At 61.1% G+C, this 25151-nt stretch carries 20 protein-coding genes and 2 pseudogenes; 13 read left to right on the forward strand and 9 right to left on the reverse strand.

The annotated features are described in order from the left end of the window. Window positions 1-7: 7 nt before the first annotated feature. The 3 genes from Q0K02_RS09005 to Q0K02_RS09015 all read right to left on the reverse strand — a co-directional run bounded on the left by Q0K02_RS09005 (window position 8) and on the right by Q0K02_RS09015 (window position 3999). Entirely contained in the window at window positions 8-1351 is a 1344-nt protein-coding gene (locus Q0K02_RS09005) for a circularly permuted type 2 ATP-grasp protein (protein WP_294487716.1), read from the reverse strand. A gap of 580 nt (window positions 1352-1931) precedes the next feature. After that, entirely contained in the window at window positions 1932-3599 is a 1668-nt protein-coding gene (coaE, locus tag Q0K02_RS09010; protein ID WP_294487719.1) for a dephospho-CoA kinase, read from the reverse strand. After that, window positions 3592-3999, reverse strand: coding sequence for a PaaI family thioesterase (locus Q0K02_RS09015; RefSeq protein WP_294487721.1), 408 nt, complete (start codon window positions 3997-3999; stop codon window positions 3592-3594). The genes coaE and Q0K02_RS09015 overlap by 8 nt, the downstream gene beginning before the upstream one ends. 430 nt (window positions 4000-4429) lie before the next feature. Here Q0K02_RS09015 and Q0K02_RS09020 point away from each other — a divergent pair, with 430 nt between their 5' ends. From Q0K02_RS09020 to Q0K02_RS09030, 3 genes are all read left to right on the forward strand, one after another. Beyond that, window positions 4430-4747 carry a zinc ribbon domain-containing protein gene (locus Q0K02_RS09020; protein WP_294487723.1) on the forward strand — a complete coding sequence of 106 codons (318 nt, stop codon included), beginning with the start codon at window positions 4430-4432 and terminating at the stop codon, window positions 4745-4747. A gap of 8 nt (window positions 4748-4755) precedes the next feature. Further along, window positions 4756-6054 (forward strand): adenylosuccinate lyase, encoded by a 1299-nt coding sequence (purB, locus tag Q0K02_RS09025; RefSeq protein WP_294487724.1) that lies wholly within the window; start codon window positions 4756-4758, stop codon window positions 6052-6054. A gap of 152 nt (window positions 6055-6206) precedes the next feature. Beyond that, entirely contained in the window at window positions 6207-7319 is a 1113-nt protein-coding gene (locus Q0K02_RS09030; RefSeq protein ID WP_294487726.1) for a L,D-transpeptidase family protein, read from the forward strand. 759 nt (window positions 7320-8078) lie between these two features. On the opposite strand, the gene Q0K02_RS09035 is transcribed toward Q0K02_RS09030, so the two are convergent. The 6 genes from Q0K02_RS09035 to Q0K02_RS09060 all read right to left on the reverse strand — a co-directional run bounded on the left by Q0K02_RS09035 (window position 8079) and on the right by Q0K02_RS09060 (window position 14247). After that, on the reverse strand, window positions 8079-8747 hold the full coding sequence (locus tag Q0K02_RS09035; protein ID WP_294487729.1) for a GntR family transcriptional regulator: 669 nt from the start codon (window positions 8745-8747) through the stop codon (window positions 8079-8081). Window positions 8748-9077: 330 nt separating this feature from the next. Beyond that, complete coding sequence (locus Q0K02_RS09040) at window positions 9078-10076, reverse strand: D-cysteine desulfhydrase (protein ID WP_294487731.1); 999 nt, start codon at window positions 10074-10076, stop codon at window positions 9078-9080. A 13-nt stretch (window positions 10077-10089) separates the two neighbouring features. Then, window positions 10090-10896: an amino acid racemase gene (locus Q0K02_RS09045; protein WP_294487733.1), complete on the reverse strand. Its 807-nt coding sequence runs from the start codon at window positions 10894-10896 to the stop codon at window positions 10090-10092. Window positions 10897-10898: 2 nt separating this feature from the next. Next, window positions 10899-12107 carry a dicarboxylate/amino acid:cation symporter gene (locus Q0K02_RS09050; RefSeq protein ID WP_294487736.1) on the reverse strand — a complete coding sequence of 403 codons (1209 nt, stop codon included), beginning with the start codon at window positions 12105-12107 and terminating at the stop codon, window positions 10899-10901. A 176-nt stretch (window positions 12108-12283) separates the two neighbouring features. Next, window positions 12284-12661 (reverse strand): RidA family protein, encoded by a 378-nt coding sequence (locus Q0K02_RS09055; RefSeq protein WP_294487738.1) that lies wholly within the window; start codon window positions 12659-12661, stop codon window positions 12284-12286. A gap of 320 nt (window positions 12662-12981) precedes the next feature. Next, complete coding sequence (locus Q0K02_RS09060; RefSeq protein ID WP_077071475.1) at window positions 12982-14247, reverse strand: AMP-binding protein; 1266 nt, start codon at window positions 14245-14247, stop codon at window positions 12982-12984. Window positions 14248-14544: 297 nt separating this feature from the next. Here Q0K02_RS09060 and der point away from each other — a divergent pair, with 297 nt between their 5' ends. The 10 genes and pseudogenes from der to Q0K02_RS09110 form a co-directional block, all read left to right on the forward strand. Further along, window positions 14545-15969: a ribosome biogenesis GTPase Der gene (gene der / locus Q0K02_RS09065; protein WP_294487745.1), complete on the forward strand. Its 1425-nt coding sequence runs from the start codon at window positions 14545-14547 to the stop codon at window positions 15967-15969. Between the two features lie 305 nt (window positions 15970-16274). Then, the gene (locus Q0K02_RS09070; RefSeq protein WP_294487747.1) at window positions 16275-16712 is read left to right on the forward strand and encodes a GNAT family N-acetyltransferase; all 438 of its coding nucleotides are present in this window, start codon (window positions 16275-16277) and stop codon (window positions 16710-16712) included. A gap of 162 nt (window positions 16713-16874) precedes the next feature. Next, window positions 16875-17357 (forward strand): annotated as a pseudogene (locus Q0K02_RS09075) (DUF1269 domain-containing protein); the annotation flags it as partial. A 475-nt stretch (window positions 17358-17832) separates the two neighbouring features. After that, the gene (guaB, locus tag Q0K02_RS09080; protein ID WP_294487750.1) at window positions 17833-19290 is read left to right on the forward strand and encodes an IMP dehydrogenase; all 1458 of its coding nucleotides are present in this window, start codon (window positions 17833-17835) and stop codon (window positions 19288-19290) included. A gap of 60 nt (window positions 19291-19350) precedes the next feature. Further along, on the forward strand, window positions 19351-20910 hold the full coding sequence (gene guaA, locus Q0K02_RS09085; protein WP_294487752.1) for a glutamine-hydrolyzing GMP synthase: 1560 nt from the start codon (window positions 19351-19353) through the stop codon (window positions 20908-20910). A gap of 243 nt (window positions 20911-21153) precedes the next feature. After that, window positions 21154-22509: an MATE family efflux transporter gene (locus tag Q0K02_RS09090; protein WP_363315676.1), complete on the forward strand. Its 1356-nt coding sequence runs from the start codon at window positions 21154-21156 to the stop codon at window positions 22507-22509. A 34-nt stretch (window positions 22510-22543) separates the two neighbouring features. Beyond that, window positions 22544-22858 carry an MGMT family protein gene (locus tag Q0K02_RS09095; protein WP_294487757.1) on the forward strand — a complete coding sequence of 105 codons (315 nt, stop codon included), beginning with the start codon at window positions 22544-22546 and terminating at the stop codon, window positions 22856-22858. A gap of 111 nt (window positions 22859-22969) precedes the next feature. Next, a pseudogene (tatB, locus tag Q0K02_RS09100) lies at window positions 22970-23170 on the forward strand (Sec-independent protein translocase protein TatB); the annotation flags it as partial. An 85-nt stretch (window positions 23171-23255) separates the two neighbouring features. Then, window positions 23256-24599: a twin-arginine translocase subunit TatC gene (tatC, locus tag Q0K02_RS09105; protein ID WP_294487761.1), complete on the forward strand. Its 1344-nt coding sequence runs from the start codon at window positions 23256-23258 to the stop codon at window positions 24597-24599. Next, window positions 24599-25151, forward strand: a 553-nt coding sequence (locus tag Q0K02_RS09110) for an imidazoleglycerol-phosphate dehydratase (RefSeq protein WP_294487764.1), incomplete at its 3' end; no start/stop codon positions are given. The genes tatC and Q0K02_RS09110, both read left to right, overlap by 1 nt.

The raw sequence follows: 25151 nt of genomic DNA on the forward strand, positions 1-25151 counted from the left end.
GAAGATTCTACAAGGATTTCAGATGCGACTGATGATCGCGCATGACCCAGGTATCCTTGAAGCCGCCTCCCTGACTGGAGTTGACCACGAAGGAATCGGCCTGACGGGCAAAACGGGTGAGTCCGCTTTTCCAGACCACCTCGCCGTCGGAGGAAGAGAGCACAAAGGCGCGCAGATCGGCCTTGCGATAGACCACGCCGTGATCTTCCATGGTTTCCAGATCCTTGAAATTGATGACTTCCTGCGCAATCCAGCGGCGGGGTTCGGAACGAATGAGATCCTTCAGCTTTTCCAGGCGGTCGTGTTCCAGGTCGCGTCCGAACACCACGCCGTAGCCGCCGGCCTCGCTCACGTCCTTGATGACCAGCCTTTCCGCGTTGGCGAGCACGTAATCTCTGTCTTCCTCGTAATAGGGGAGATAGGTGGGAGCATTCTGCAATATGGCCTTTTCGCCGAGATAGTATTCCACCATGCGGGGCACGAAGTAGTAAAGCCCCTTGTCGTCGGCCACGCCGTTGCCGGGACAGTTCAGCACGGCCACGTTGCCCGCGGCGTAGGCCTGCATGAGGTTCGGCACGCCGAGGAGGGAATCCGGCTCAAAGGCCATGGGATCGAGATACTCGTCGGACACGCGCCGGTAGATGGCTCCCACCAGCGTTTTTTCGTGGAAAATGCCCTGATAGTACACATGGTTGTCTTCCACAAGAAGATCGCCGGGAAACGCCAGCACGGCTCCCGTGCGTTCCGCGAGATAGGAATGTTCAAAAAACGCGGAATTGTAGCGCCCGGGCGTGAAGACCACGTTCAGTCCGCCGTTGACGTTCATGTCGTCCATGGTGTGCTTCAGAAGCTGCGGATAGTCGCGGTTGTCTTCGATATGGTTGGCGGCAAACGTTTCCGGGCTCACCTTGCGGGAGATGGAACGGGCGATGAGCGGATAGGACGCTCCGGAAGGAATGCGGAGATTGTCTTCCAGAACGAACCAGCTTCCGTCCCTGGCCTGCACCAGATCTATGCCGGCTATGTGGGCGAACACGCCGTGCGGCGGACGAATGCCCTCGCACTGGGGAAGATAGCCTTTGGAGGCATAGATGAAGGATTTGGGCACGATGTTATTTTTAATGATGTTCTTTTCGCCGTAAACGTCGGCAAGAAACAGATTGAGTGCTCTGACGCGCTGCGCAAGTCCCTTTTCAAGATAGGCCCATTCTTCGGGCTCAATGACGCGGGGAATGGGATCAAAGGGGAAGAGCTGTTCCTTGAACTTCCCGTTTTTATAGATTCCAAAGCGCACGCCGTAGCGTTCCAACCAGTTGTTCACAGCTTCACGGCTTTCTACGAGTGAATACATGTCGGACTCCTGCTTGATATGTTCCGACTTTAATAATGCAAAAAATGTACCAGGTTGTCCAAAAAAAAAGCCCTCCCGGGGCTTCTTTTTTACATTCACGGCATAATGCTGAAATATAAGAACAAAAAAGGAACGTCAGTATTCAGACAGGCGCAGACAGGACATTGTTCCGCCTCCGGGCGGCGCAAACAGGAGCCGAACGCAACAAATGCAGAAAATACCTAAGATAACAGACACTATCGGCTGTCGGCATGCCTTGTCGAATGGTGCAATAATGTATTGCAACTATATTTTCGAGATGATTTTATATTGAAAAATTTTATGGGCTTACAAATCCGTGTCTGCGCAAGACGGCCTCTTTCTGCTGATGAAAGCAGCGCAACGCGGCGCACGACAGAGCGCGCAGCAAAGGCCAGAGACGCGCCTGTGCGGAAGCACCCTTTTCAGACGCGCGGCATAACGTCCAACGCAGGCTGCCGGGCATCGACGCGTTTTCCGCGCGGATGCGGCAGACTGTGCGCGTGCGGCCTGCCCCTGGACGGCAAGGAGATTGCCCCGCGGATGCCGCAGAGGACCCGCCTCAGTCCCGCGCCTGCCCTTCTTCACCGCTCCACAGAGCGCGCCACCTTTCCTCAAGCGTGGCTTCTTCGCTCTTCTGCCTTGCGGTGAGCGCGTCAAGAAACGCGCCGACTTCCCGGTCGAGGTCATCCAGCGTGCCGTCGTTGCGGATCAGAAGATCGGCCGCCGCAATCTTGTCCTCCGGCTTCCACTGCCAGCTCTCCACGGCGGCGATTTTGGCGTCGCTCCAGCTCCGTGTTTCCCGAAGGCGCGCATGACGCACGTCCTCCGGGCAGACGATGACCGCAATGTCCGCGCCCGGGCACGTCCACCCCGTTTCAAACCAGAGCGGCACTTCCGCCACGGCCACGCCTTCCCCGCGCTCCTGCGCCTTCCGGAAAAACGTCTCCATGGAATCGCGCACCAGCGGATGAATCATGCGTTCAAGCTCGCGCCGCATGCCCGGCGTTTCCGCAAGCAGCCTGGTGAGCGCCGTGCGGTTCACCCGGCCCGATTCGTCGAAAAAGGCGTCGCCCCAGCGCTGACGCATGAGACGCCAGCCGTCCGCGCCGGGCAGATACTGCGCGGCCACGGCCTTGTCCGCGCTCCACACGGGAATGCGGCGCGCCTCCATGCGTTCGAGCACGGCCGACTTGCCGCAGCCCGGCATGCCCGTAAGAATGACCCGGCGCATGCAGCGCTCCAGCGCCAGCATGGCGCGGGGAAAATCTTCCGGCGGCGGACACGTGAAGCTCATGGGCTCGCCGCTCACCGGATGCGCAAACTCCAGCTTCCAGGCGTGGAGAAGCTGCCGCGCAGCGGGCGAAGTCTTATCATTGGGGCCGTACACGGCGTCGCCCCACAGCGGAAAGCCCGCCCGTGCGAGATGCACGCGTATCTGATGCGTGCGCCCGGTGAACAGGCGCACGGCAAGCAGCGCAAAACGGCCGGAAGGCGACGCGTAGAGCGTGCTCCACCTGGTGAGCGCGCAGCGCCCGCCCTTCTCCTCGGGCACCACGGCCATGCGCGTTTTTATCGTGGGATGCCGTCCGATGGGCAGATCGCTGCTTCCTTCGGCCGGAGGCACCCCGCGCGTGACCGCAAGATAGGTCTTATGCACGCGGCGCTGCGCAAAATCTTCGATGAGGCGCAGTCTGGCCCGTTCCGAAAGCGCCACGATCACAAGGCCGGAGGTGTCCTTGTCCAGACGATGCACGATGCCGGGACGCGGCCCTTCCTGAAGCGCAAGCTGCGGAAAGCGCGCCAGCATCCGATGCACCAGCGTGCCCGAAGGACAGCTCGGACACGGATGCATGGTCAGTCCGGCGGGCTTGTTGATCACGGCGATGTCCGCATCGCTGTACACGATGTCGAGCGGCCCTTCTTCCGGCGCCAGCGCGTCCGACGCGCCGGGCATGGAAAGCTCCACGATCTGGCCGGGGCGAACCCTGTAATCGGCGTCCGCGCAGGGCGCGCCGTCCACAAGGCAGTCGCCCTGCTCCACCAGCTTCTTCACCCGGCTGCGGGAAAGCTCCGCCGCAGCGCCGAGAAAAGCATCCAGACGCATCTTCTTCGAGCCCGCAGGAACCTCGAAACGCCGCTTCCGTCCGCCGCACGGCGTCTGCAGGGCGTCGTCATCGGCTGATTCCAGCTCGCCGGAAAACTCTTCCGTCCGCATGTCCTCAGTCATGGGCGTCACCGCAGTCCAGCTTCTTCAGCACATATCCGGTCATCACGGCCTTGGCGATGTTGCGCCCTTCGCCGTCGTACACCATGATGTCGTACACGGCGAGCGTGCGTCCCAGCCGGACGGGCGAAGCCTTCGCCCGGAGCGGACCGCAGGTTCCCGGCAGAAGATAGGAAATGGAACACTGCGCACTCACGCACAGAATGCCGGCGCCGCGGCATCCGGCCGCAAAGGCCATGTCGGCCAGCGTGAATATGGCCCCGCCGTGGGCGTTTCCCATCACGTTGAGATGACGGGAGTCCAGCGGCATGGAAACTTCGCCGTTTCCTTCCGCGTCAAAACCTTCCACCCGAATGCCCAGCAGCGCGGACAGCGTTCCTTCGGTGACGACATCACAGCCCATCGTGCGACTCCTCATGCGTAAAAATCGTTTCAGGGCGCGAGAATACGCGCGGCGGCCCGGCCTGGCAAGCCGCGAATCCGCAGGGCTCCGCCGAAAAAAACGCAGGAAAAGCCCGCCCGCGCGCCTCCGACGCCCTTCTTTCACTGGACAGCGCCGTTCGGAGAGTTTATACATTCTGGATACATTTTCTTTTAAGGAGCAATCTCATGGCCCATAAAAAGATCGAACGCGCCAAGGAACTTGATCGCCGTCGTCATCGTCGTGCCCAGCGCATCAAGGAACGCATCCACGAAGCCAAGGCCGCTGCCAAGAAGTAATTCTGGTCTGCGGATTCCTGCGGCCTTCCGGTTGCAGAGCCAGTTTCCGGCGTGTCGGCTCTTTTCTGCAGACACGCCGTTCCTGTTTTTTCTCTCAACCCTTTTCTTTTCCCATGCCTATTTACGAATACGCCTGCCCTCACTGTCAGAAAACCTTTGAAGAGTGGCTCCGTTCCGGCGACGACGCCGAAACCCAGCCCTGCCCCGACTGCGGAGCGTCCTGCCATCGGGTGATTTCCAATACCTCCTTCATCCTCAAGGGCGGCGGCTGGTTCGCCTCCTCCTACGGGCACGGGACCAGCAACCTTTTCGACAAAAGCAAGGGCGTGCCCTCCGTTTCCGACAGCAAGCCGGAAGAAAAAAGCGCCGCTCCCAAAACCGAAAGCCCGGCGCCCGCCAAGAGCGCGGAATCGCCCGCCGGAACGAAATAGAGGTCGCCATGATCGAACGTTACTCCCGGCCCGAGATGGCCGGACTCTGGACCCTGGAAAACCGCTATCGCTACTGGTTCAAGGTGGAACAGGCCGTGTGCCAGGCTTGGAACGAGCAGGGAGTCATTCCCGACGAAGACCTGAAGAACATCATGCAGGACGTGGACTTCGACGTGGACAAGATTCTTGAAATCGAGTCCGTGACCCGCCACGACATCATCGCCTTCCTCACCTATCTCGAACAGAAGATCGGCCCCTCCGCGCGCTTCATCCATCTGGGCTGCACCTCTTCCGACATCGTGGACACCGCCATGGCCCTCCAGATGGTGGAAGCCGGCAAGATCATCATGGACGGCTTCGACCTCGTGCTCGACACGCTGCGCGCCTTCATCCGCAAGCATCAGGGCCTCATCTGCATGGGCCGCTCCCACGGCGTTCACGGCGAACCCGTGACCTACGGCTTCAAGTTCGCCGGATTCTACGCCGAATTCATGCGCGACAAGAAGCGCTTTGCCGACGCCATTGAAGACATCCGCACCGGCAAGCTCTCCGGCGCCATGGGCACCTACACCGTCATCACGCCCGCCGTGGAAGCCCGCGCCTGCGAAATTCTCGGCCTCAAGGCCGACATCATCTCCACCCAGATCGTCCAGCGCGACCGCTACGCCCACTACTTCACCGCGCTCGCCATCGCCGCGGGCACCGTGGAGCGCATCTGCGTGGAACTGCGCCACCTCCAGCGCACCGAAGTGCATGAAGTGGAAGAAGGCTTCGCCAAGGGCCAGAAGGGCTCCTCCGCCATGCCCCACAAGCGCAATCCCATTTCCGCGGAAAACATGTGCGGTCTGGCCCGCGTCATCCGGTCCAACTCTCTCGCCGCCATGGAAAATCAGGCCCTGTGGCACGAGCGCGACATCAGCCACTCCTCGGTGGAGCGCATCATCACTCCCGACTCCACCATTCTCATGGACTACGTTCTGCACCGCCTCAACCGCCTGCTCGAAGGCCTGCGCATTCTGCCCGAAAACGTGGAACGCAATCTCTGGGGCAGCTACGGCCTGTTCTTCTCCCAGCGCGTGCTCACCGCGCTCATCGAAAAGAACATGCCCCGTCAGCAGGCCTACGTGGTCGTGCAGAAGCGCGCCATGGAAAGCTGGGAAACCCACAAGTCCTTCCCCGATCTCATCCGTTCGGACGCGGAAATTCAGGCGCATCTCTCGCCCGAGGAACTCGACGCCATCTTCAACATCAATCACTACACCCGCTACGAGGCCGAAATCATCGACCGCGTGCTCGCGGAAAAGTAGTCCGATCTTGGCATCATGAAAGAGCGCCGCTTCCGGTTCGCCGGAGGCGGCGCTTCTTTTTTTGCGCATTGTGTTCCCGAACTTTTTCCCTTAAAACGGAAAGGCGATCGACGCCGCATCCTCCGGCCACGTTACAACCAAGGAGACTCCCGTTGTTCCGCCTCCTTTCCCTTCTCATGCTCTGTCTCATGCTGCCCCTTCAGGCCGCGGCCGACTGGACGGCCCGCCTGCCCTCCCGCACTCCGGAATATTTTCTTGCCGCCGACAAATCGCGCAAGCTGCTCTTTCAGGTCGAAGAAACCGTGGACGGCAAGCCCGCCATCACGCGGCAGTTCGACTGCATCCACGGCAGACTCGAAGGCGACAAGCAGCGGGAAGGCGATCTGCGCACGCCCGAAGGCGTGTACTTCATCACGCACAAGATCACGCAGAAGCTCGACTTCATGGAATACGGGCCGCACGCCTTCAATCTGAACTATCCCAATCCCGCCGACCGCCTGCGCGGAAAAACCGGCGGCGGCATCTGGCTGCACAGCAAGGGCCAGCCCATTCAGGGCCTGACCACGCGCGGATGCATGGCCATCGATCAGCATGAAATCACGGATCTGCTTGCCGTGCTCGTTCCGGGCACGCCCGTGGTCATTGCGGAACATCTCGAAGGCGAACCCTTCGTGCGGAACAGGGCGCTGGCCTCCCTGCCCTCGCCGGAAACGGGAGCCTCGCCGCTGCTGCCCCGCGCCGAAGACAACATGCCTCCGCAAACGCCTCCCGCGCAGGACAAGGCCCTGCCCGGCATCCCCGCCCCGCTGACGGAACACACGGAAACCGCCGAGGCTCCGGCGTTGCCGACGGCAGGCGCGCCGGGCTCTTCCCTGACCGCGTCCGCTCCGCAGGCTGCGCCGCAAATCGCGCCTTCCGGCGACGATGAAAAGGTGCTGCGCCAGACCCTGCGCTGGATGGACGACAGGCTCCAGAAGTCTGAAAACATTTTCAGCATGTACGACAGGGAAAACTACCCGCGCGCCAGCCGGGAAAAATTTTCCGCGCTGCGCAAGCGCCTGCGTTCCGACTTCCGCAGGCAGCACGACCTCTTCCTCGACCGCGACGGCATCCGGCTGCTGGCCGGGCCCGGCTACTGGGTGTCGTGCTTCATCAAGAGCTACGAGCGCAAAGGGCAGTACCATCACGGTCTTCAGGCGCTCTACTGGATGCCCGACGATCTCGGCGAATATCACATCATCGGCGAAGTGTGGATAAACAACTAGGCTTCGGCGCGTCTCACGGCGACTGTGCGGCAGCTCCGGATCCGGCCAGGCGCATTGCGGCGCGCTCTTTGCAGGCGTGCGCGGAAAGGCCCCCTTTCTGTTCAGCCGGATGTGAAGCTGAACAGCTCTTCACAGGCGTACATGGAAAGCGGCGCTCTTCCGCGGCCTTTGCATCCATGTTTTCATGAGAATGAAGCGCCTCTCCTGAGCGAGAAAAGCGCCTTCCGCAGGGCGTGCTGAAACAATTTCGGGCCGCACATCCTGTACGCGCGCCCGGAGCGTCGCCCGCCCGGCCATCATCGCAAGCCCCTGCGCATGACAGCACTCGGCGCTTCGCCCTCGGAGCGTCGCATTGCCCAACACATTGAAGCGTTCAGCGCATCACGGACTGCCCATCATACTACGCCGACGCCTCACCCCGACTCGGCGCAGTGACTGCCCATCGCAAGCCCCGGCGCGTCAGCACCGCTCCCGGAGCATCAAAAAATCAGAATCGACGAATGGTAATTGCGCTGAAGCGACCCGGCAGCGTGAACGCCTTTGCTCGCTCCGCAAGAAAGCGCCGCTCGTGCAGAAAACGCCAGGGGAAAAAAGCGAAGCCGAACACTCCTCATGCGCAAAAGCGAGGAAGAAGGCCCCTGAGCGCACTTACCCCGGAAAAAGCGTGCGGCAGTGTTTCAGAAACGCCGGGCGCGCCTCTCTTCCTGCACTGCCCGCGGCAGTGACGGCAAAAAGCGCCATGCGCCCGTCTCAGGGGTATCAGTGAACCTCGTGCCCTTCATGCACCAGAAGGGAAAGACGCTCCCCCACTTCCTCGTAATGCCGACGCAGCACCATTTCGATGTTTCTGCCGTCGCCTGCGGCCACGGTGTCGGCAATGAGCATGTGCCGGTCGTAAAACTCCTTGGGCGTGAACAGCGTGCGCCAATAGGTGTAGTAGAGAAACTTCGCCAGCGAAGAGCAGGACGTGCGGGCAATGTCGATGAGTCTTTCGTTGGTGCAGGCGGAAAGCAGCGTCATGTGGAAGGCTTCGTCTATTTCCGCGAGCGTATCCAGATGCGCGGCGTAATTCACCTGATCGTTGAGACGATGCACCACGTCGGCAAAGGCGTCGCGCTCCTTGCCCGTCCAGGTCGGCAGCGACTGCGCCACGGCCGCGCCTTCAAGAATGCCTGCCACGACGTAACTGTCGTAAATTTCCTTGGCGCTCATGGAACGAACGTATTTTCCCTTTTGCGGTTCGGAGCAGATGAGGCCCTGATGCGCCAGTATGAGCAGGGCTTCGCGGATGGGAGCGCGGCTGATGTTGAGCTTTTCCGATATCTGAGCTTCCCTCACGGGCTGGCCGGGCTGAAGCGCTCCGGAACGGATAAGACCGCGTATATATTCGGCTGCCTTGATGCTGTATGTTTCTTTTTTAAACTGCATAGCTGACGGAACGACCACGAATAAAAGGCATTCTTTCCGGAAAAGGATGCGTCGAAGGTAAACAGCTTTCGCCCGGAACGATTTAAATACAACCGCCGCGACTATGAAACATCGCGGAAAGATTCCATCTTTTCTGTACCGACGTTATAAAGCAAACGCAGCCTGCAACGCTGAAACCGACAAGAGAAAATCTTCAATTCAAGATTTTGTCAGATTTTTTTGCATTTGAAAAGCATATCAGTCCAAAGTCAAAAGAAAAAACGCCCCCGGCATCGGGAAGACGCCGGGGGCGGAGAGAGAGGTTGTTTCAGCAGGAGGTCCTGCTACCTGCTAGCGGAAGGTGGGCAGGTAGGCGTACAGGGCCGGAGAACCGCCGGTGTGCAGGAAGAGCACGTTGGCGCCCTTGGGGAAGTAATCCTTGCGGATGAGGTCGATCATGCCGGACATGGCCTTGCCGCTGTACACGGGGTCGAGCAGGATGGCTTCGGTCTGGGCGAGCATCTTCACGGCTTCCACCATGCCGTCGTTCGGGATGGAGTAGCCGGGCTGATAGTAGTCGCCGAAGCAGACAACCTTTTCTTTGGGAAGCTGCACGCCGGCGCCGATGTAATCCAGGGTTTCCTGGGCCAGCTTGTGCACGATGCCCTGCTGCACGTCGCCGGGACGGCTCACGTCGATGCCGGACATGGGGATGTCCATGTTGTTGCCGTAGAAGCCGGCGATCATGCCGGCGTGGGTGCCGGCGCTGCCGCTGGGCACCACGACGTGGTCGAAGTTGAGGCCCATTTCAAACATCTGCTGCATGATTTCCTGAGCGCAGGAAACGTAGCCCAGAGCGCCGATGTGGTTGGAAGCGCCGCCGGGGATGATGTAGGGCTTCTTGCCCTGAGCGCGCAGCTTTTCAGCCACCTTTTCCATTTCTTCCATCATGGGGGAGCCGCCGGGCACCACGGTGATGCTCTTCACGCCCAAGAGATGATACAGGAAGTTGTTGCCGGAAGCTTCGGGATTGTAGCTGCCCTTCACGCGTTCTTCGAGCACCAGATGGCAGTCGAGGCCTTCATGCACGGCCCAGGCGAGGGTCAGACGGCAGTGGTTGGACTGCACGGCGCCGCAGGTGATGACGGTGTCCGCACCCTTGGACAGAGCGTCGGCGATGGCGAAGTCCAGCTTACGGGTCTTGTTGCCGCCGGCGCAGCCGGGGAGCAGGTCGTCGCGCTTGATGTACACGTTGACCTTATTGCCCAGAGCCTTGGAGAAATTGGGCAGATATTCGATGGGGGTAGGTTCCTTGACATAACCACGACGGGGGAACTTGGCGAGATTCATGATGCTTCCTTCTCTAAAATTGAAGTTTTGAGGGTTCCTTAAGTCGTTCCGGACAACTGGCCCGGATCAGTTCCCGAGCGAGCACGCTTGTGGCGTCCACGACAGGAGTATCCAGCAGACTGGTCTCCGTGACCGCAACGGGGATTTCCGTGCAGCCAAGAAGTATGACGGATACCTGTTTCTTTTCCACAAGGCGGCGGGCGGTGTCGAGAAGTATCTGACGCGCTCTCGGGGAAACAGGATCGGAAAAAGCCTTCACGCCGAATTCAGGATCGCTGATGGCGCGCTGAACAAGAGCGCACTCGTCGTCGTCCGGGAGCACGGGCTCAAGCCCGGCCTTTTCCAGAGCGTCCTGATACAGGCGGGTCTGCAGCGTGGCCACCGTGCCCATGAGGCCTATGCGGCCTCCGTTCGGACACATGGCCTGCATGTGACGCACCGCACTGTCGATGATCGACACGAACGTCACGTCCAGACCGGTTTCGCGCAGGCGCTCCAGAGCCACATTCAGAATGCGGGGGCTGTGCGCCGTGTTGCAGGGCATGCCTATGACGCGGGCGCCGTTTCTGGCGAGCTGCGCCATAATGCCGCCGATGTCCTCCCCGGGATTTTCCTTCGTCTGCCCCAGCAGAAAGGCGGGACGCTCCGGAATCCACCCGGGGAAGGAGTGAAGCATGAGGGGAAGATGGTCCTGATCTCTGCTGGCCCTGGTCCAGCGGAAGATCTTGCGCACGAGGTCATACCCGGCGTAGGGACCAAGCCCCCCCACAATGCCTATGGTGCGGGGCACGGGCGAATGATCGGCAAAACGCTGAATCACGGTCAGCCTCTGCACTCGCCGTTGTGCTCAAGCTTGGACACCAAGATGGCGCCGGTGGCGTCGCCGAGCACGTTGATGGTGGTACGGGCCATGTCCATGATACGGTCAACGCCGGCGATGAGGGCGATGGCTTCCAGCGGAATGCCGACCTGCGTGAACACCATGGTGATCATGATGAGCGCCGCGCCGGGCACGCCCATGGAGCCGATGGAGGCAAGCACGGCCAGCAGAATGACGGTGAGCTGCTTATCGATGGGCATGGGGATGCCGTACACTTCCGCGGCAAAGATGGCCGCAACGCCCATGTAGATGGCCGCGCCGTCCATGTTGATGGTATTGCCGAGCGGAATGGAGAAGCTGGACACGGACTTGGAAGCGCCGAGCTTCTGCACGGAAAGCAGGTTGGAGGAAAGAGCGGCCGCGGAGGAGCAGGTGGAGAAGGAGATCATGAGAGGTTCAGAGAGCCCCTTCAGGAACGTGCTGGGCGTAAGGCCGGAGAACTTGGCGCAGGGCAGATAGACCAGCAGCACCTGGAAGATGCAGGCCAGATACATGACGCCGACCAGCTTGATGAGCGGCAGCAGCACGCTCAGGCCGTGGTTGGCCACGGTGAAAGCCATGAGGCCGAACACGCCGATGGGAGCGTAGCGCATGACGATGCCGGTCACCTTGATCATGACTTCGGCGCAGGAGTCGAAGAACACGAAGGCGGGACGGCCTCTGTCGCCGAGCATGCTGAGAGCAAAGCCGAACAGGATGGCGAAGAAGATGACCTGGAGCATGTTGCCCTTGGCCAGGGCGTCAATCGGGTTCAGCGGCACGATGTCCATGAGCACCTTGATGAGCGGAGGCGCGGAAACGTCCTTCACCTGCAGGTTTTCCATGGAGAGCGTCAGACCGAGACCGGGACGGAGCAGGTTGGCGAGAATAAGACCGATGATAACGGCCACGGTCGTCGTGAGCAGATAATAAATAAGCGTTTTTGAAGCAACGCGGCCGAGTTCCTTCACGTCGCACACGCTGGCGGCGCCGGCCACGAGCGTGGTGAACACGAGCGGCACAACCACCATGCGCACCAGAGTGATGAACAGATCGCCGAGCGGCTTGAACCAGCTGGCTTCCAGGTTGAAGGAAGGAGCCATGGCACCCACAACGATGCCGAGAACCATACCTATGCCCATCTGGGCGGGAAGACCTAAACGTTTTGACATAACGACTCTCAATACTGACTGCTTGAATCCTTATCTCACGGCCACATCCGCGCGTTCACGCGGATTCGGCTCGCACGTCACTGCCTCTTTCAGTTCCTCTTGCGCTATCCTCCTTCTCCTCCTCCGGAATGGCAACAAAGGGCTCCGGCCTGAGCCGGAACCCGCCGGCACTCAAACTACTTGGCCACCACGACCTCGATTTCCACGAGTCCGTTCATGGGGAGCTGATGCACGGCCACGCAGGAACGGGCAGGGTACGCGCCGTCAAAGAACTTGCCGTACACTTCGTTCACTGCGGCGAAATCCGCAATGTCCACCAGGAAGATGGTGGTCTTCACAATGTCGGAAGGCTTCGCGCCCACGGAGGCGAGAAGAGCCGCGATATTCTTGAGAGACTGCTCGGCCTGCGCCTTCACGCCGCCTTCGGCGAGCTTGCCGGTCGCGGGATCAATGCCGAGCTGACCGGAAAAGAACGTCATTCCGCAGGCCTGGATGCCCTGAGAATAGGGGCCGATGGCCGCAGGAGCCGCAGTGGTGGAAACAACTTTAATCATGGTGTCCTCGCATGATAAAAAATGGAGCAACTACGTTGTCGAATGTCGACATTTTTAGTGAATATTTGCCTTTTGTCAAGATCCTCTGGAAATTCTTATGAAAGTAATCTGTTTTTGTTTCGCGGTTCGGGCAGGCATCCACATTTTTGGACCAAAATCCAAGGAACACCAACCCTTAGCCGGCAAACTCCGCCACCTCCTTGTAACAGTTTTTCACAAACTAGCCGCAAACGGCATTAAAAACAAGGCGGCCGCCCCGAAGGACGACCGCCCTGACAACGATTTTTTATCTCCCTCCGAAGGCGGAAAGCGTTCCGGGATTAATCCCAGACGCGCTTGTCTTCGATGGGCTTGATCTGCGGAGGCAGACTGCCCGGAGCAAGAATGCGCAGTTCGGGGCGCAGCTTGATGCGCTCGCGGAACAGGTGCTGGAGTTCTTCCTTGCGCTTGAAGTTGCTCGCTTCGACGTAGAGCACCATTTCGTCCACGCCGCCGGGGTTGGTGACTTCGATCTGCCAGCGCTTGATTTCCTCGAAGCGGGCCATGACCTGTTCCACCTGATGCGGATACACGAACATGCCCTTGATGCGGGCGGTGGTGTCCACGCGGCCCACGATGCTGCCGAGGCGCGGGCTCGTGCGTCCGCAGGAGCAGGGCGTGCGGTCGATGTAGGAGAGGTCGCCCGTGGCAAGACGGATCAGCGGATAGGTCTTGTTGAAGGCGGTCACCACCACTTCGCCCACTTCGCCGTCCTTGAGCGGAATGCCGGTGTCGGGATGGCAGATTTCCACATAGCAGCGGTTGGAAATGTGCAGACCGTTCTTCTGGAAGCACTCGTAGCCTATGCAGCCCACGTCGGCGGTGCCGTAGCCCTGGCGCATGATGATGTCGTACTTCTTTTCCATCTGGCTGCGGATTTTTTCCGACAGACGTTCGCCGGTCACGAAGGCCACTTCCAGGAAGAGATCCTTGCGCAGGTTGAGGCCCTTTTCTTCGGCGCGCTGGGCAAGATGCATGAGGAAGCTCGGCGTGCCCACGTAGCCGGAAACGCGCAGCTTCTGCATGATGTCGAGCTGCGTGGCGGCGTCGGTGGGACCGGCGGGAATGGAGGCGCAGCCGAGATTGCGCAGCGGCTCTTCAAACATCAGGCCCGCGGGAGCCAGGTGATAGTTGAAGGTCACCTGCACGGCGTCGCCGGGACGGAAGCCCACGGAATAGAAGGCTTCGGTGTATCCCCAGTAGTCGTCGTTTCTGTCTTCGGGGTCGAAGATGGGGCCGGGGGAAAGGAACACGCGGCGCAGTTCGCCGATGTCCTTGGTGAGCAGACCGCCGAGGCGCGGGCCCATGGTCTGCAGGAAGATGAGTTCCTTCTTTTTAAGGATGGGAATATGCTTGAGGTCGGACAGCGTCTTGAATTTTTCGACGTTGAACTGCGCGCGGTCGAAACGCTTCTTAACGTCTTCCGAATAGCGGTAGGCGTAGGAAAGCAGATCCTTGAGCTGAATGAGGTTGTACTGACGGCGTTCGCTCTCGTCGAGAACTTCGCGACGACTGTAGATACCTTCCGTACGATCTTTGCGGGTCATGGCTGGACTCCGTTTTAGGGAAATGTCTTTTGCTGGAGCTGAAAGTAAGCATTTATAGACGAATTGGCGGAATATTGCAAGGATTTTTTTATTTTTTATGATATTTCAAATAGTTATGTTAATATTTTTCTTGGCTTGATTTCCTCCATTCGGAAGGGGTATCCTAAAAATGTTGGACAGACGGGGCAGTTCGGCGTAAAAGATTGCCTCCGTTCTGCACGATTTTCCTTTTTTCATGCTCGGGCGGCCTCCCGGCCGGCCTAACCATACATTCATTTTTTCGCGAGGTGTGCGCTCATGATGCCCAAAGTCGTTCTGCTGGGCCGCCCCAACGTGGGCAAGTCCACCCTGTTCAACCGCCTCATCCGCAGCAACCGCGCCATCACGCACGACCGTCCGGGCGTCACGCGCGACCGCATGGAAGGCGTGGTGCGTTCCCGCTACGGACGCGACTTCGCCATTGTCGATACCGGCGGCATCACGCTGGATCATCACGAAGCCGTGGCCGAAGGTCCGGCGGGCATCCGCGGCTTTGAGGCCGACATTCTGCGTCAGGCCGAGGCCGCGCTGAAGGAAGCCGACGTCATCTGCATGGTGGTGGACGGCCGCGACGGCCTCATGCCCTTCGACGAACATCTCGCCTCGTACCTGCGCAAGTGCGACAAGCCCATTCTGCTCGTGGTCAACAAGGTGGACGGCGCGGAAAAGGAAGAGCTCATGCTGGCCGAATTCCACGGCCTCGGCTTTCCCCTCATCGCCTGCTCCGCGGAACACGGGCACAACCTGCGCGCCCTTGAGGAAGAAATACGCGACATGCTGCCGGAAGACGACGGCTTCGACGAAGACGATCAGGAAGAAGCCTCCGAAGAGCTGGAAGAAGACCGCGACAAGCCCGGCATCCGCCGCCGCAAGGCGACCGATCATCTGCGCCTCTGCCTGCTCGGCCGCCCCAACGCGGGCAAGTCTTCCATGACCAACGCCTTCATCGGCGAAGACCGCATGATCGTGAGCGATCAGGCGGGCACCACGCGCGACAGCGTGGACGTTTCCGTGGAGAAGAACGGCAAGACCTACACCTTTGTGGACACCGCCGGCGTGCGCCGCCGCTCCCGCATCACCGACACCGTGGAGCGCTTTTCCGTGAACTCCTCGCTGAAGAGCACCACCAAGGCCGACGTGACCTTCCTGCTGCTGGACGCCACCGAAGGCCTCACCACGCAGGACAAGCGACTCATCGAGCTGCTCGACGAGCGCAAGACGCCCTTCCTCATCATCGTGAACAAGATAGACCTCATTCCCACCAAGGCCCGCGCCGACCTCATGAAGGATCTTCAGGAAGAGCTCAGCTTCTGCTATCACGTGCCGCTGGTGCCCACGTCGGCGCGCACGGGCGAAGGCCTGAACAAGCTCATTCCGCTCGCCGAACGCATCTACGCCGAGTGCGGCACCCGCGTGTCCACCGGCCTGCTCAACCGAGCCATGGAAGAAACCCTCACCCGGCATCAGGCTCCCGTGGTGCGCCGCGTGCGTCCCAAGTTCTTCTATCTCACCCAGGCTGAAAGCGAACCGCCCACCTTCGTGTGCTTCGTCAACGACGCCGACCGCGTGGCGCCTTCCTACGCCCGCTATCTGGAACGCTCCCTGCGCCGCATGTTCGGCATACGGCATGCGCCCATGCGCCTGCATCTGAGATCCTCCCACGCCAAGCGGGAGAAAAAGTAGTCCGACGGGCCATGAGGAAACTGCCTCATGGCCTTTTTTCATGACGGCGCGCTCCCCTCGCCCGGCAGGCGGTTCCCGCGGCGCGCCGCGCGCGTCCCGAGTGACGCCCCTCCCCCCCCCCGGGCCGAAAGCACCTCCCTTCATGTGCTTCGTCAGCGGCGCAACTTCCGAAACTTCACGGGATTCGGAAAGCGGCCCTCTCCGACAAGACCGCCTTTACCGAAGGCAGCGGCTCGGCAGGCACAGCGGCTGCGGCCCGGCGACGCTTCCGAAAAACGCCTTCATCCCAATGCTGTGGAGACTCCATGACCATCGAAGAAATCAAGGATCGCCCGGAGGGGATTCTCGGATGCCTGCTGCTGATCTGGGAATCCTCGGTGGCGGCCACGCACGACTTTCTTTCCAATCAGGACATCATTCTGCTGCGCCCGCACGTGCTTGAGGGGCTGCGCAAGGTTCCCGTGCTGCTTGCGGCTGTGGAGGACGACAATCCCGTCGCGTTTCTCGGCATGCACGGCGACATGGTGGACATGCTCTTCGTTGCGGCCTCCCATCGCGGCCGGGGGCTGGGGGGAGAGCTTCTCTATGAGGCCCTCCGGCGCGGCGCGCGCCGCGTGGACGTCAACGAACAGAACGCGCAGGGTCTCGGATTCTACCTCCACGCCGGATTTGAGGTCGCGGGACGCAGCGCCTCCGACGCCCTCGGCCTTCCCTTTCCCATCCTGCATCTGAAGCTCGCCTGAACGCGCCTTTTTTCTCATGACGCTCTGCAACTGCGGTCGCAACGGCGACGCATAAGCTCTCTACTGGTGCGGAAAATAACTTCGCGCCTGCCAAGTTTTTCTTCACAATACTCATAGCTTTTTATCGGCGCGCATGGTACCTGTAAAGAAAAAGGAGGTTCCATGAGTACTCTTGTCGTCGTTGCCTATCCCAACGAGTTTCAGGCTGAAGAAGTACGTCTGAGACTTCTCAAAATGCAGCAGGAATATCTTGTCGATCTGGAAGACGCCGTCATCGCCGTCCGCAAGGAGGACGGCAAGATAAAGCTGCTCCAGCTCCACAACCTCACCGGCGCCGGGGCCGTTTCCGGCGGCTTCTGGGGCCTGCTCATAGGTCTGCTTTTCATGAATCCCCTGCTCGGCGCGGCCGTAGGCGCCGGGGCCGGCGCCCTTTCCGGCGCGCTGGCGGACGTCGGCATCAACGATCAGTTCATGAAGCAGCTGGGTCAGAATCTGAAGCCCGGCGGCTCCATGCTGTTCATTCTCTTCCGCAGCATCACCCTGGACAAGGCTCTGCAGGAACTCGCGGGTACGGGCGGCACCATCATTCAGACCTCGCTCTCCCACGAAGACGAACAGCGTCTGCGCGACGCCATGGACAAGGCCGACGCCGACCATGAATGCGACGCCGCCGAAACCACCATTTCCCGCAATTCCAGCCACGGCTCCAACCTCCGCTGCGGCGAAGCGGCCCCCGCTCCCGCCCCCGCCGACAAGCCCGAAGAGGCGGAATGCGACCCTGCCGAAGAGACCATCTCGCGCAACTCCAGCCGCGATTCCAATCTGCGCTGCGGCGAAGCCGAAGAGAAGCCCGCCGAAGACTCCGTCGAATGCGACGCCGCGGAAGAAACCATTTCCCGCAACTCCAGCCAGGGTTCCAACCTCCGCTGCTGATTTTCCTCTGTCTCCGCATGGTTCCAGGCCGGAAAGCACGCTTTCCGGCCTTTTTTGCATTCCCGCCGCCCCCGTCTCCCGGGCCGGAGTCATGAGAGGGGCGTGATTCCTGCTGTTGACAGGCACATGTCACCTCGATATCCTGACCTATCTTTTTCCGATTTTAATCCAACCCCGGAGGAAACATATGGCCACTGTGCTTGGCAAGGCATTGACATTCGACGATGTCCTTCTGGTTCCCGAATATTCGGAAGTCACGCCGGACATGGTTGACGTGTCGGCATGGCTGACTCCCAGCATCAAGCTCGGCGTACCCTTCATCTCTGCCGCCATGGATACCGTAACGGAAGCCGAAATGGCCATTTCCATGGCCCGTCAGGGCGGCATAGGCATCATCCACAAGAACATGGACGTCGCCCGCCAGCGCCTTGAAGTGGAAAAGGTCAAGAAGTCCGAAAGCGGCATGATTCTCGATCCCGTCACCGTCGCCCCCGACGACACGGTGCAGCACGCTCTGGACCTCATGTCCGACTTCCGCGTTTCCGGCCTGCCCGTGGTGAAGAACAGCGCGCTCGTCGGCATTCTCACCAACCGCGACGTGCGCTTCGTCACCGAACCGCAGACCACTCTCGTCTGCGAAGTGATGACCCGCGAAAACCTCGTGACCGTGCCCGTGGGCACCACCCTCGAAGAAGCCAAGCATCACCTGCACGCCCACCGCATCGAAAAGCTCCTCGTCGTGGATGAAAACCGCCAGCTGCGCGGCCTCATCACCATGAAGGACATCGACAAGGTGCAGCAGTACCCCAACGCCAGCAAGGACGACAAGGGCCGTCTGCGCGTAGGCGCCGCCGTGAGCATCAGCAAGGACTGCGAATATCGCGCCTCCGAACTGCTCTCCGCCGGCGTGGACGTGCTCGTGCTCGACTGCGCTCACGGCCATTCCGCCAACGTGCTGCGCAGCGTGGAAATGCTGCGTTCCACCTTCCCGAACTGCCAGCTCATCGCGGGCAACGTGGCCACCTATGAAGGCGCCAAGGCCCTCATCAAGGCCGGCGCCGACACCGTCAAGGTCGGCATCGGACCCGGCTCCATCTGCACCACCCGCGTGGTCGCCGGCGTCGGCGTTCCGCAGGTGACGGCCGTCATGGAAGGCAGCCGCGCCGCCCGTGAAGCCGACCGCTGCTGCATCGCCGACGGCGGCCTCAAGTTCTCCGGCGACATCGTCAAGGCGCTCGCCTGCGGCGCGCACACCGTCATGATCGGCAGCATGCTCGCCGGCACCGACGAAAGCCCGGGCGAAACCATTCTCTATCAGGGCCGCGCCTACAAGACCTATCGCGGCATGGGATCCATCGACGCCATGCGCGCCGGCAGCGCCGACCGCTATTTCCAGAACCCCACCAAGAAGCTGGTGCCCGAGGGCATCGTGGGCCGCGTGCCCGCCCGCGGTCCCGTTTCCGACACCGTGTTCCAGCTTGTGGGCGGCCTGCGCTCCGGCATGGGCTATCTGGGCGCTTCCACGCTGGACGAGCTCTATCAGAAGGCCCACATGGTGGAAATCTCCGCTTCCGGCCTGCGTGAAAGCCACGTCCACGACGTCATCATCACCAAGGAAGCCCCCAACTACAAGGTCGAAAACTAACCGTCACGGCCCTGCTTCGCCCTACCCGCGGAGCAGGGCCTCAACATCTCTGGAAATCGCATGTCCAAAGTCATCATTCTCGACTTCGGCTCCCAGGTCACCCAGCTCATCGCCCGCCGCGTGCGCGAGGCCGGAGTCTATTCCGAAATTCATCCCTGCGTCACCTCCGCCGAGGCCGTGGCCGCCATGCATCCCGACGCCGTCATTCTTTCCGGCGGCCCCGCCAGCGTGGGCGAAAAGGACGCTCCCCGTCTCGACAAGGGCCTGCTTGAACTCGGCGTGCCGGTGCTCGGCATCTGCTACGGCATGCAGCTTCTCGCCCACGAGCTCGGCGGCGTGCTCGCCCAGTCCGAAACCCGCGAATACGGCCCCGCCGACTTTGAAAAGGTGGCCGACTGCCCCCTGTGGGACGGCATTGCCTCCCTCGCCGAAGGCAAAAGCTCCCGCGTGTGGATGTCCCACGGCGACAAGGTGCAGACGCCTCCGCCCGGCTTCATCGTGACCGGCCGCACCGCCACCCTCGACGTGGCCGCCATGAGCTGCGACGAACGCCGCATCTACGCCCTGCAGTTCCACCCCGAAGTGCATCACTCCGAAGACGGCGCGCAGATGATCCGGAACTTCCTCTTCAAGGTGGCGAAGATCACGCCCGACTGGTCCATGAGCTCCTTCGTGGAACGCGTGGTCAAGCAGGTGCGCGAAACCGTGGGCGACAGCCACGTCATCTGCGCGCTCTCCGGCGGCGTGGATTCCACCGTGGTGGCCGTGCTGCTCAACAAGGCCATCGGTCAGCAGCTGCACTGCATTTTCGTGGACAACGGCGTGTTGCGTCAGAACGAAGGCGAAGAGGTCGTGGGATACCTGCGCGAACACTTCAATCTGAACCTCAAGTACGTTCAGGCTTCCGACCTGTTCCTCGATCTGCTGGCCGGCGTGGACGATCCTGAAAAGAAGCGCAAGATCATCGGCCACACCTTCATCGACGTCTTCGACAAGGAAGCCCAGGCCATCAAGGACGCCGGTCACGACGTCAAGTTCCTCGCTCAGGGCACCCTGTATCCCGACGTCATCGAATCCGTGTCCTACAAGGGACCGAGCGCCGTCATCAAGAGCCACCACAACGTGGGCGGCCTGCCCGAAAAGATGAACATGAAGCTCATCGAGCCCCTGCGCGAACTCTTCAAGGACGAAGTGCGCGCCGTGGGCGCCGAACTCGGCATTCCCGAATCCATCCTGTGGCGTCATCCCTTCCCCGGTCCGGGTCTTGCCATCCGCGTCATCGGCGAAGTGACGAAGCCGCGCCTGGAAATCCTGCGCAAGGCCGACGTCATCGTCATGGAAGAGCTCCGCGCCTCCGGCTGGTACCGCAAGGTCTGGCAGGGCTTCGCCGTGCTTCTGCCGCTCAAGACCGTGGGCGTCATGGGCGACGGCCGCACCTACGAGCACGTCATCGCCCTGCGCATCGTGGAGAGCGTGGACGCCATGACCGCCGACTGGGCGCGCCTGCCCGCCGATCTGCTGGCCAAGATTTCCGGCCGCATCATCAACGAGGTGAAGGGCGTCAACCGCGTGGTGTACGACATCTCCTCCAAACCGCCGTCCACCATCGAGTGGGAATAAGCCATTCCGCCCCGGAAGCCCGCTTCCGGGGCTTTTTTATCTCCGCATCCGACGAATCTTTCCGATGTTCTCCCCATGGCGCGTCCGCGTCGCCCCTGCCCCCTGTTCTTTTTTCTCAAACTGCTCTACTCTGCGGCACGGCGCGCTTCCGCGCCCTTTCTGTTCCTGACTCCCTGCCTAATGCCGGGCAAAGCGGCCCCTTCCGGCCGAACGCTCCAACTCGTCATTTTGCGGAAATTTTCCATGCGCACACCCAAAAACAGCATGACCGGCGGCTCCATATGGAAGGCCATCACCTTCTTTGCCATACCGCTGATTCTCGGAAACTTCTTTCAGCAGCTCTACAACGCCGCCGACTCCCTCATCGTAGGCAACCTGCTCGGCGGCAAGGCGCTCGCCGCCGTCAGCGGCACAAGCAATCTTATCTTTCTGCTCGTGGGCTTCATCAACGGCATCAGCCTCGGCGCGGGAGTGGTCATCGCCCAGCAGTTCGGAGCCTCCCTCTTTCGGGACATGCGTCACTCCATTCATACGCTCGTGGCCTTCGGACTCGTTGCGGGACTCGCCCTCACCATCTTCGGCGTCGCCTTCACCCCGCAGATACTGCGCTGGATGAACACCCCCGCCGACGTCTTTGCCGACACCGCCCAGTACCTGCGCGTGTACTTTGCCGGATCTCTCGGCCTCGTCGTGTACAACGTGCTCGCAAGCATTCTTCAGGCCGTGGGCAACAGTCGTTATCCGCTGTATTTCCTCATCTTTTCCTCCGTAGTCAACGTCGTGCTCGACATTGCCTTCATCAGTCTCTGCCACTGGGGCGTGTGGTCGGCCGCCGCGGCTACCGTCATTTCCCAGCTGCTCTCCGCCGTGCTCTGCGGAGTCGTCCTGTGCCGCACGAGCACTCCCTGTCATCTTTCCCTGCGAAACATCCGCTTCCACGCACACTGCCTGCGCCCGCTCGCCGTGTACGGCTTTCCCTCCGGCATGCAGAACTGCGTCATCGGCCTGTCCAACGTGGTCATCCAGAGCTATATAAACACATTCGGCGCAGCTGCCATGGCAGCCTGCGGTGCGTATCAGAAAATAGAAGGCTTCTGCCTCATTCCCATCATGAGCATCGCGCTTGCCCTCGCCACCTTCGTGGGGCAGAACACCGGCGCGCATCATCCCATGCGGGTGCGCGCAGGCATGAAGTTCGGTCTGACGCTATCCATGATTCTGGCCGAAATCATCGGTTTCGGCGTTTTTGTCTGGCGAGAGGAACTCATAAGCGTATTCAGCCCCGATGCAGACGTCATCCGCCTCGGGGCTGAATACGCCCGCGTGGCCGCGCCCTTCTATCTGCTGCCCGCCTGCACGCACGGCCTGGCCGCCGCCTTCCGCGGCGCAGGACGCCCCATGTTCGCCATGGCCGTCATTCTCATCTGCTGGTGCGCCGTGCGCGTGACCATTCTCCCGCCGCTTCTCACGCTGTGTCCCGTCATCGCCGTCATCTACTGGATCTATCCCGCCACCTGGACGCTGAGCTCCCTGACGTTTCTCTTTTCCTGGTGGAGAATGAGCGCCTCTCTGCGCAGAAAGCACACCCCTGCCGCCTGAATCCGGATTCAAGGCCGTCACGAAAAACATCGTCATGAACTTCTTTGAACTCGTCTATCGCATCGTGCGCGCCGTGCCGCCCGGGCAGGTCGTCAGCTACGGGCAGGTGGCGTTTCTGGCCGGCAATCCGCGCATGGCCCGGCAGGTCGGCTGGGCGCTGCACGTCTGCCCGTCGGACGTGCCCTGGCAGCGGGTGGTGCGGAAGGACGGCAGCCTCGCTCCCCTGCCGCCCGACGGCTCCTCGCGTCAGCGCGCCCTGCTGGAGGCCGAAGGCGTGACCTTCGATGCGCGCGGACGCGTGATACGCAGGCATTTCGGCGACGGTCTTTCCGCGCGCGACGAGGCGTAAACGCCCCTTCTGCCAAGCCCGCGGAAGACAAGGATGCACTTGAAGGCCCCACAACGATATGCTACCGTCCAAGGCTGACGGAGAGATAACCCTCTTGAGGAGTTTTTATACATGTTCGGCATCGGCAGCACAGAATTGCTGGTCATCCTGGTCGTGGCCCTTCTCGTTCTCGGACCCAAGAATCTGCCCAAGATAGCGCACACGCTCGGCCGCGCCATGGGAGAATTCCGCCGCGTGTCCACGGAGTTTCAGCGCAGCCTCAATACGGAAATAGCCTTTGAGGAAGAAGAGGAAAAAGCCAAGGCAAAAAAGGCGGCGGAACGTGAAAAGACGACTTCCGGTTCGACCGGCAGCTCCGCTTCGGAGACGGAAAACAAGGCCTGAACGGATCACCGGTATGGAAGATAAAGACTATTCTCAGACCCCGATCGACGGGGACGACAAGCAGAACGACGCCAAAGACGCCAAGCCGGACCTTGCTTCCTATTACGCTTCCGCGGCCAGAGCCGCAGCCACCGGCCACGAGTTCCGCCCCGAACAGCCCGCGGACGACGCTTCCGCAGGCGAATCCGGCGAGCCCGCCGCCTCCGACGAGTCGCAGGCAGCGCCGTCCGACGCCCCGGCGGAAAAGCACGACGAGCCTTCCGACATTTCCGAAGACGGCAGCCCGCACGGCCCCCTCAATCTTTTCTCGGACGACTCCCGAACCGAAGATACCGAGGGCGCAGGCGACGACGCGCTGAACCGCGACGACGCATCCGGCCCCGACATCGAAACGACGACGGACTCCGGCAAGGCTGACGAGACGCCCGATGACGGCAACGCCGACGGAAAAGAACCGGAAGCAGACAAGTCGCAGACAGAGGAAACTCCGCCGAAGGAACCCGCGCCGCCCTACGAGAACGCGCCCGCCTTTGCCGCGTTTCAGGCACCGGCAAAAACCGACGACGATCGCGACGACGATGACGAACCCGAAGGCGCGGAAGACGACGTGCCCATGAGCATTCTCGGGCATCTCAACGAGCTGCGCCGACGTCTGTTCCGCATCGTCATCATCGTGGTGCTCGGCTTCGTGGCCTTCTACGGCGTGTCCGAACAGCTTTACGCCTTCCTGTCCGCGCCGCTTCAGGCCTGCATGCCCGAGGGCAGCAAGCTCATCTACACCTCGCCTCAGGGAGCCTTCTTCACCTACATGAAGGTGGCGCTTGTGGCGTCGCTGTTCGGCACCAGCCCCTTCAGCTTCTATCAGCTGTGGGCCTTCATCGCGCCGGGCCTCTACCGCGAGGAAAAAAAGGCCGTGCTTCCGCTCGCCTTCTTCTCCTCCATCTTCTTTCTGGCCGGTGCGGCGTTCTGCTTCTTCCTGGTGTTCCCCATCGCCTTCCAGTTCTTCATGGGCTTTGCCACCGACACCATCGTGCCCATGATCTCGGTGGAGGAATACCTCAGCTTTGCGCTCAAGCTGCTGCTGGCCTTCGGCCTGGTGTTTGAAATGCCCCTGTTCGCGTATTTCCTTTCGCGCTTCGGCATTCTCACGCCCGATCTCATGCGGCGCTCCCGCCGCTACGCCATTCTGGCCATCTTCATCGTGGCCGCCATACTGACGCCGCCCGACGTGTTCTCCCAGTGCCTGATGGCCCTGCCCATGCTGCTGCTCTATGAGGTCAGCATCTACGTGTCGGCCATGGCCTACAAGAAAAAGGAAGACAAAAAGAGCGACGACGAAGACAAGAAGGAGGCCTGATGTCGCAGAATGACGAACCCCGCAGCGCAACGCTTTCGCGCTCCACGGGAGAAACCTCGGTCAGGCTGGAACTTCGCCTCGACGGCAGGGGAGAAACCACCGTTTCCACGGGCTTCGGCATGCTCGATCACATGCTCACGCTCACGGCCTTCTGGGCCAGATTCGACCTTTGCCTCACCTGTTCCGGCGACATGCACGTCGATGCGCATCACACCACGGAAGACGTGGCGCTGTGCCTCGGCAGGGCCCTGCGCGACGCCCTCGGCGACAGAAAGGGCATAGCCCGCACGGGCTGGGCCCGCGTGCCCATGGACGAAGCTCTGGCCGACGTCACCGTGGATCTTTCGGGCCGCCCCTGGCTGGAATTCCGCGGCGACGAGCTGCTGCCTCCGGTCATCGCCGGCGAGGAAAAGGACGTGTGGCGGGAATTCTACAAGGCGCTCGCCTCGGCGGCGCAGTGCAATCTTCACATTAGCTTCCAGTACGGCAAAAACGGACATCACCTGCTGGAATCCGCCGCCAAGGGACTGGGCCTTGCGCTGGCGCAGGCTG

The sequence above is a fragment of the uncultured Mailhella sp. genome (genome assembly GCF_944324995.1).
Lineage (GTDB): Bacteria > Desulfobacterota > Desulfovibrionia > Desulfovibrionales > Desulfovibrionaceae > Mailhella.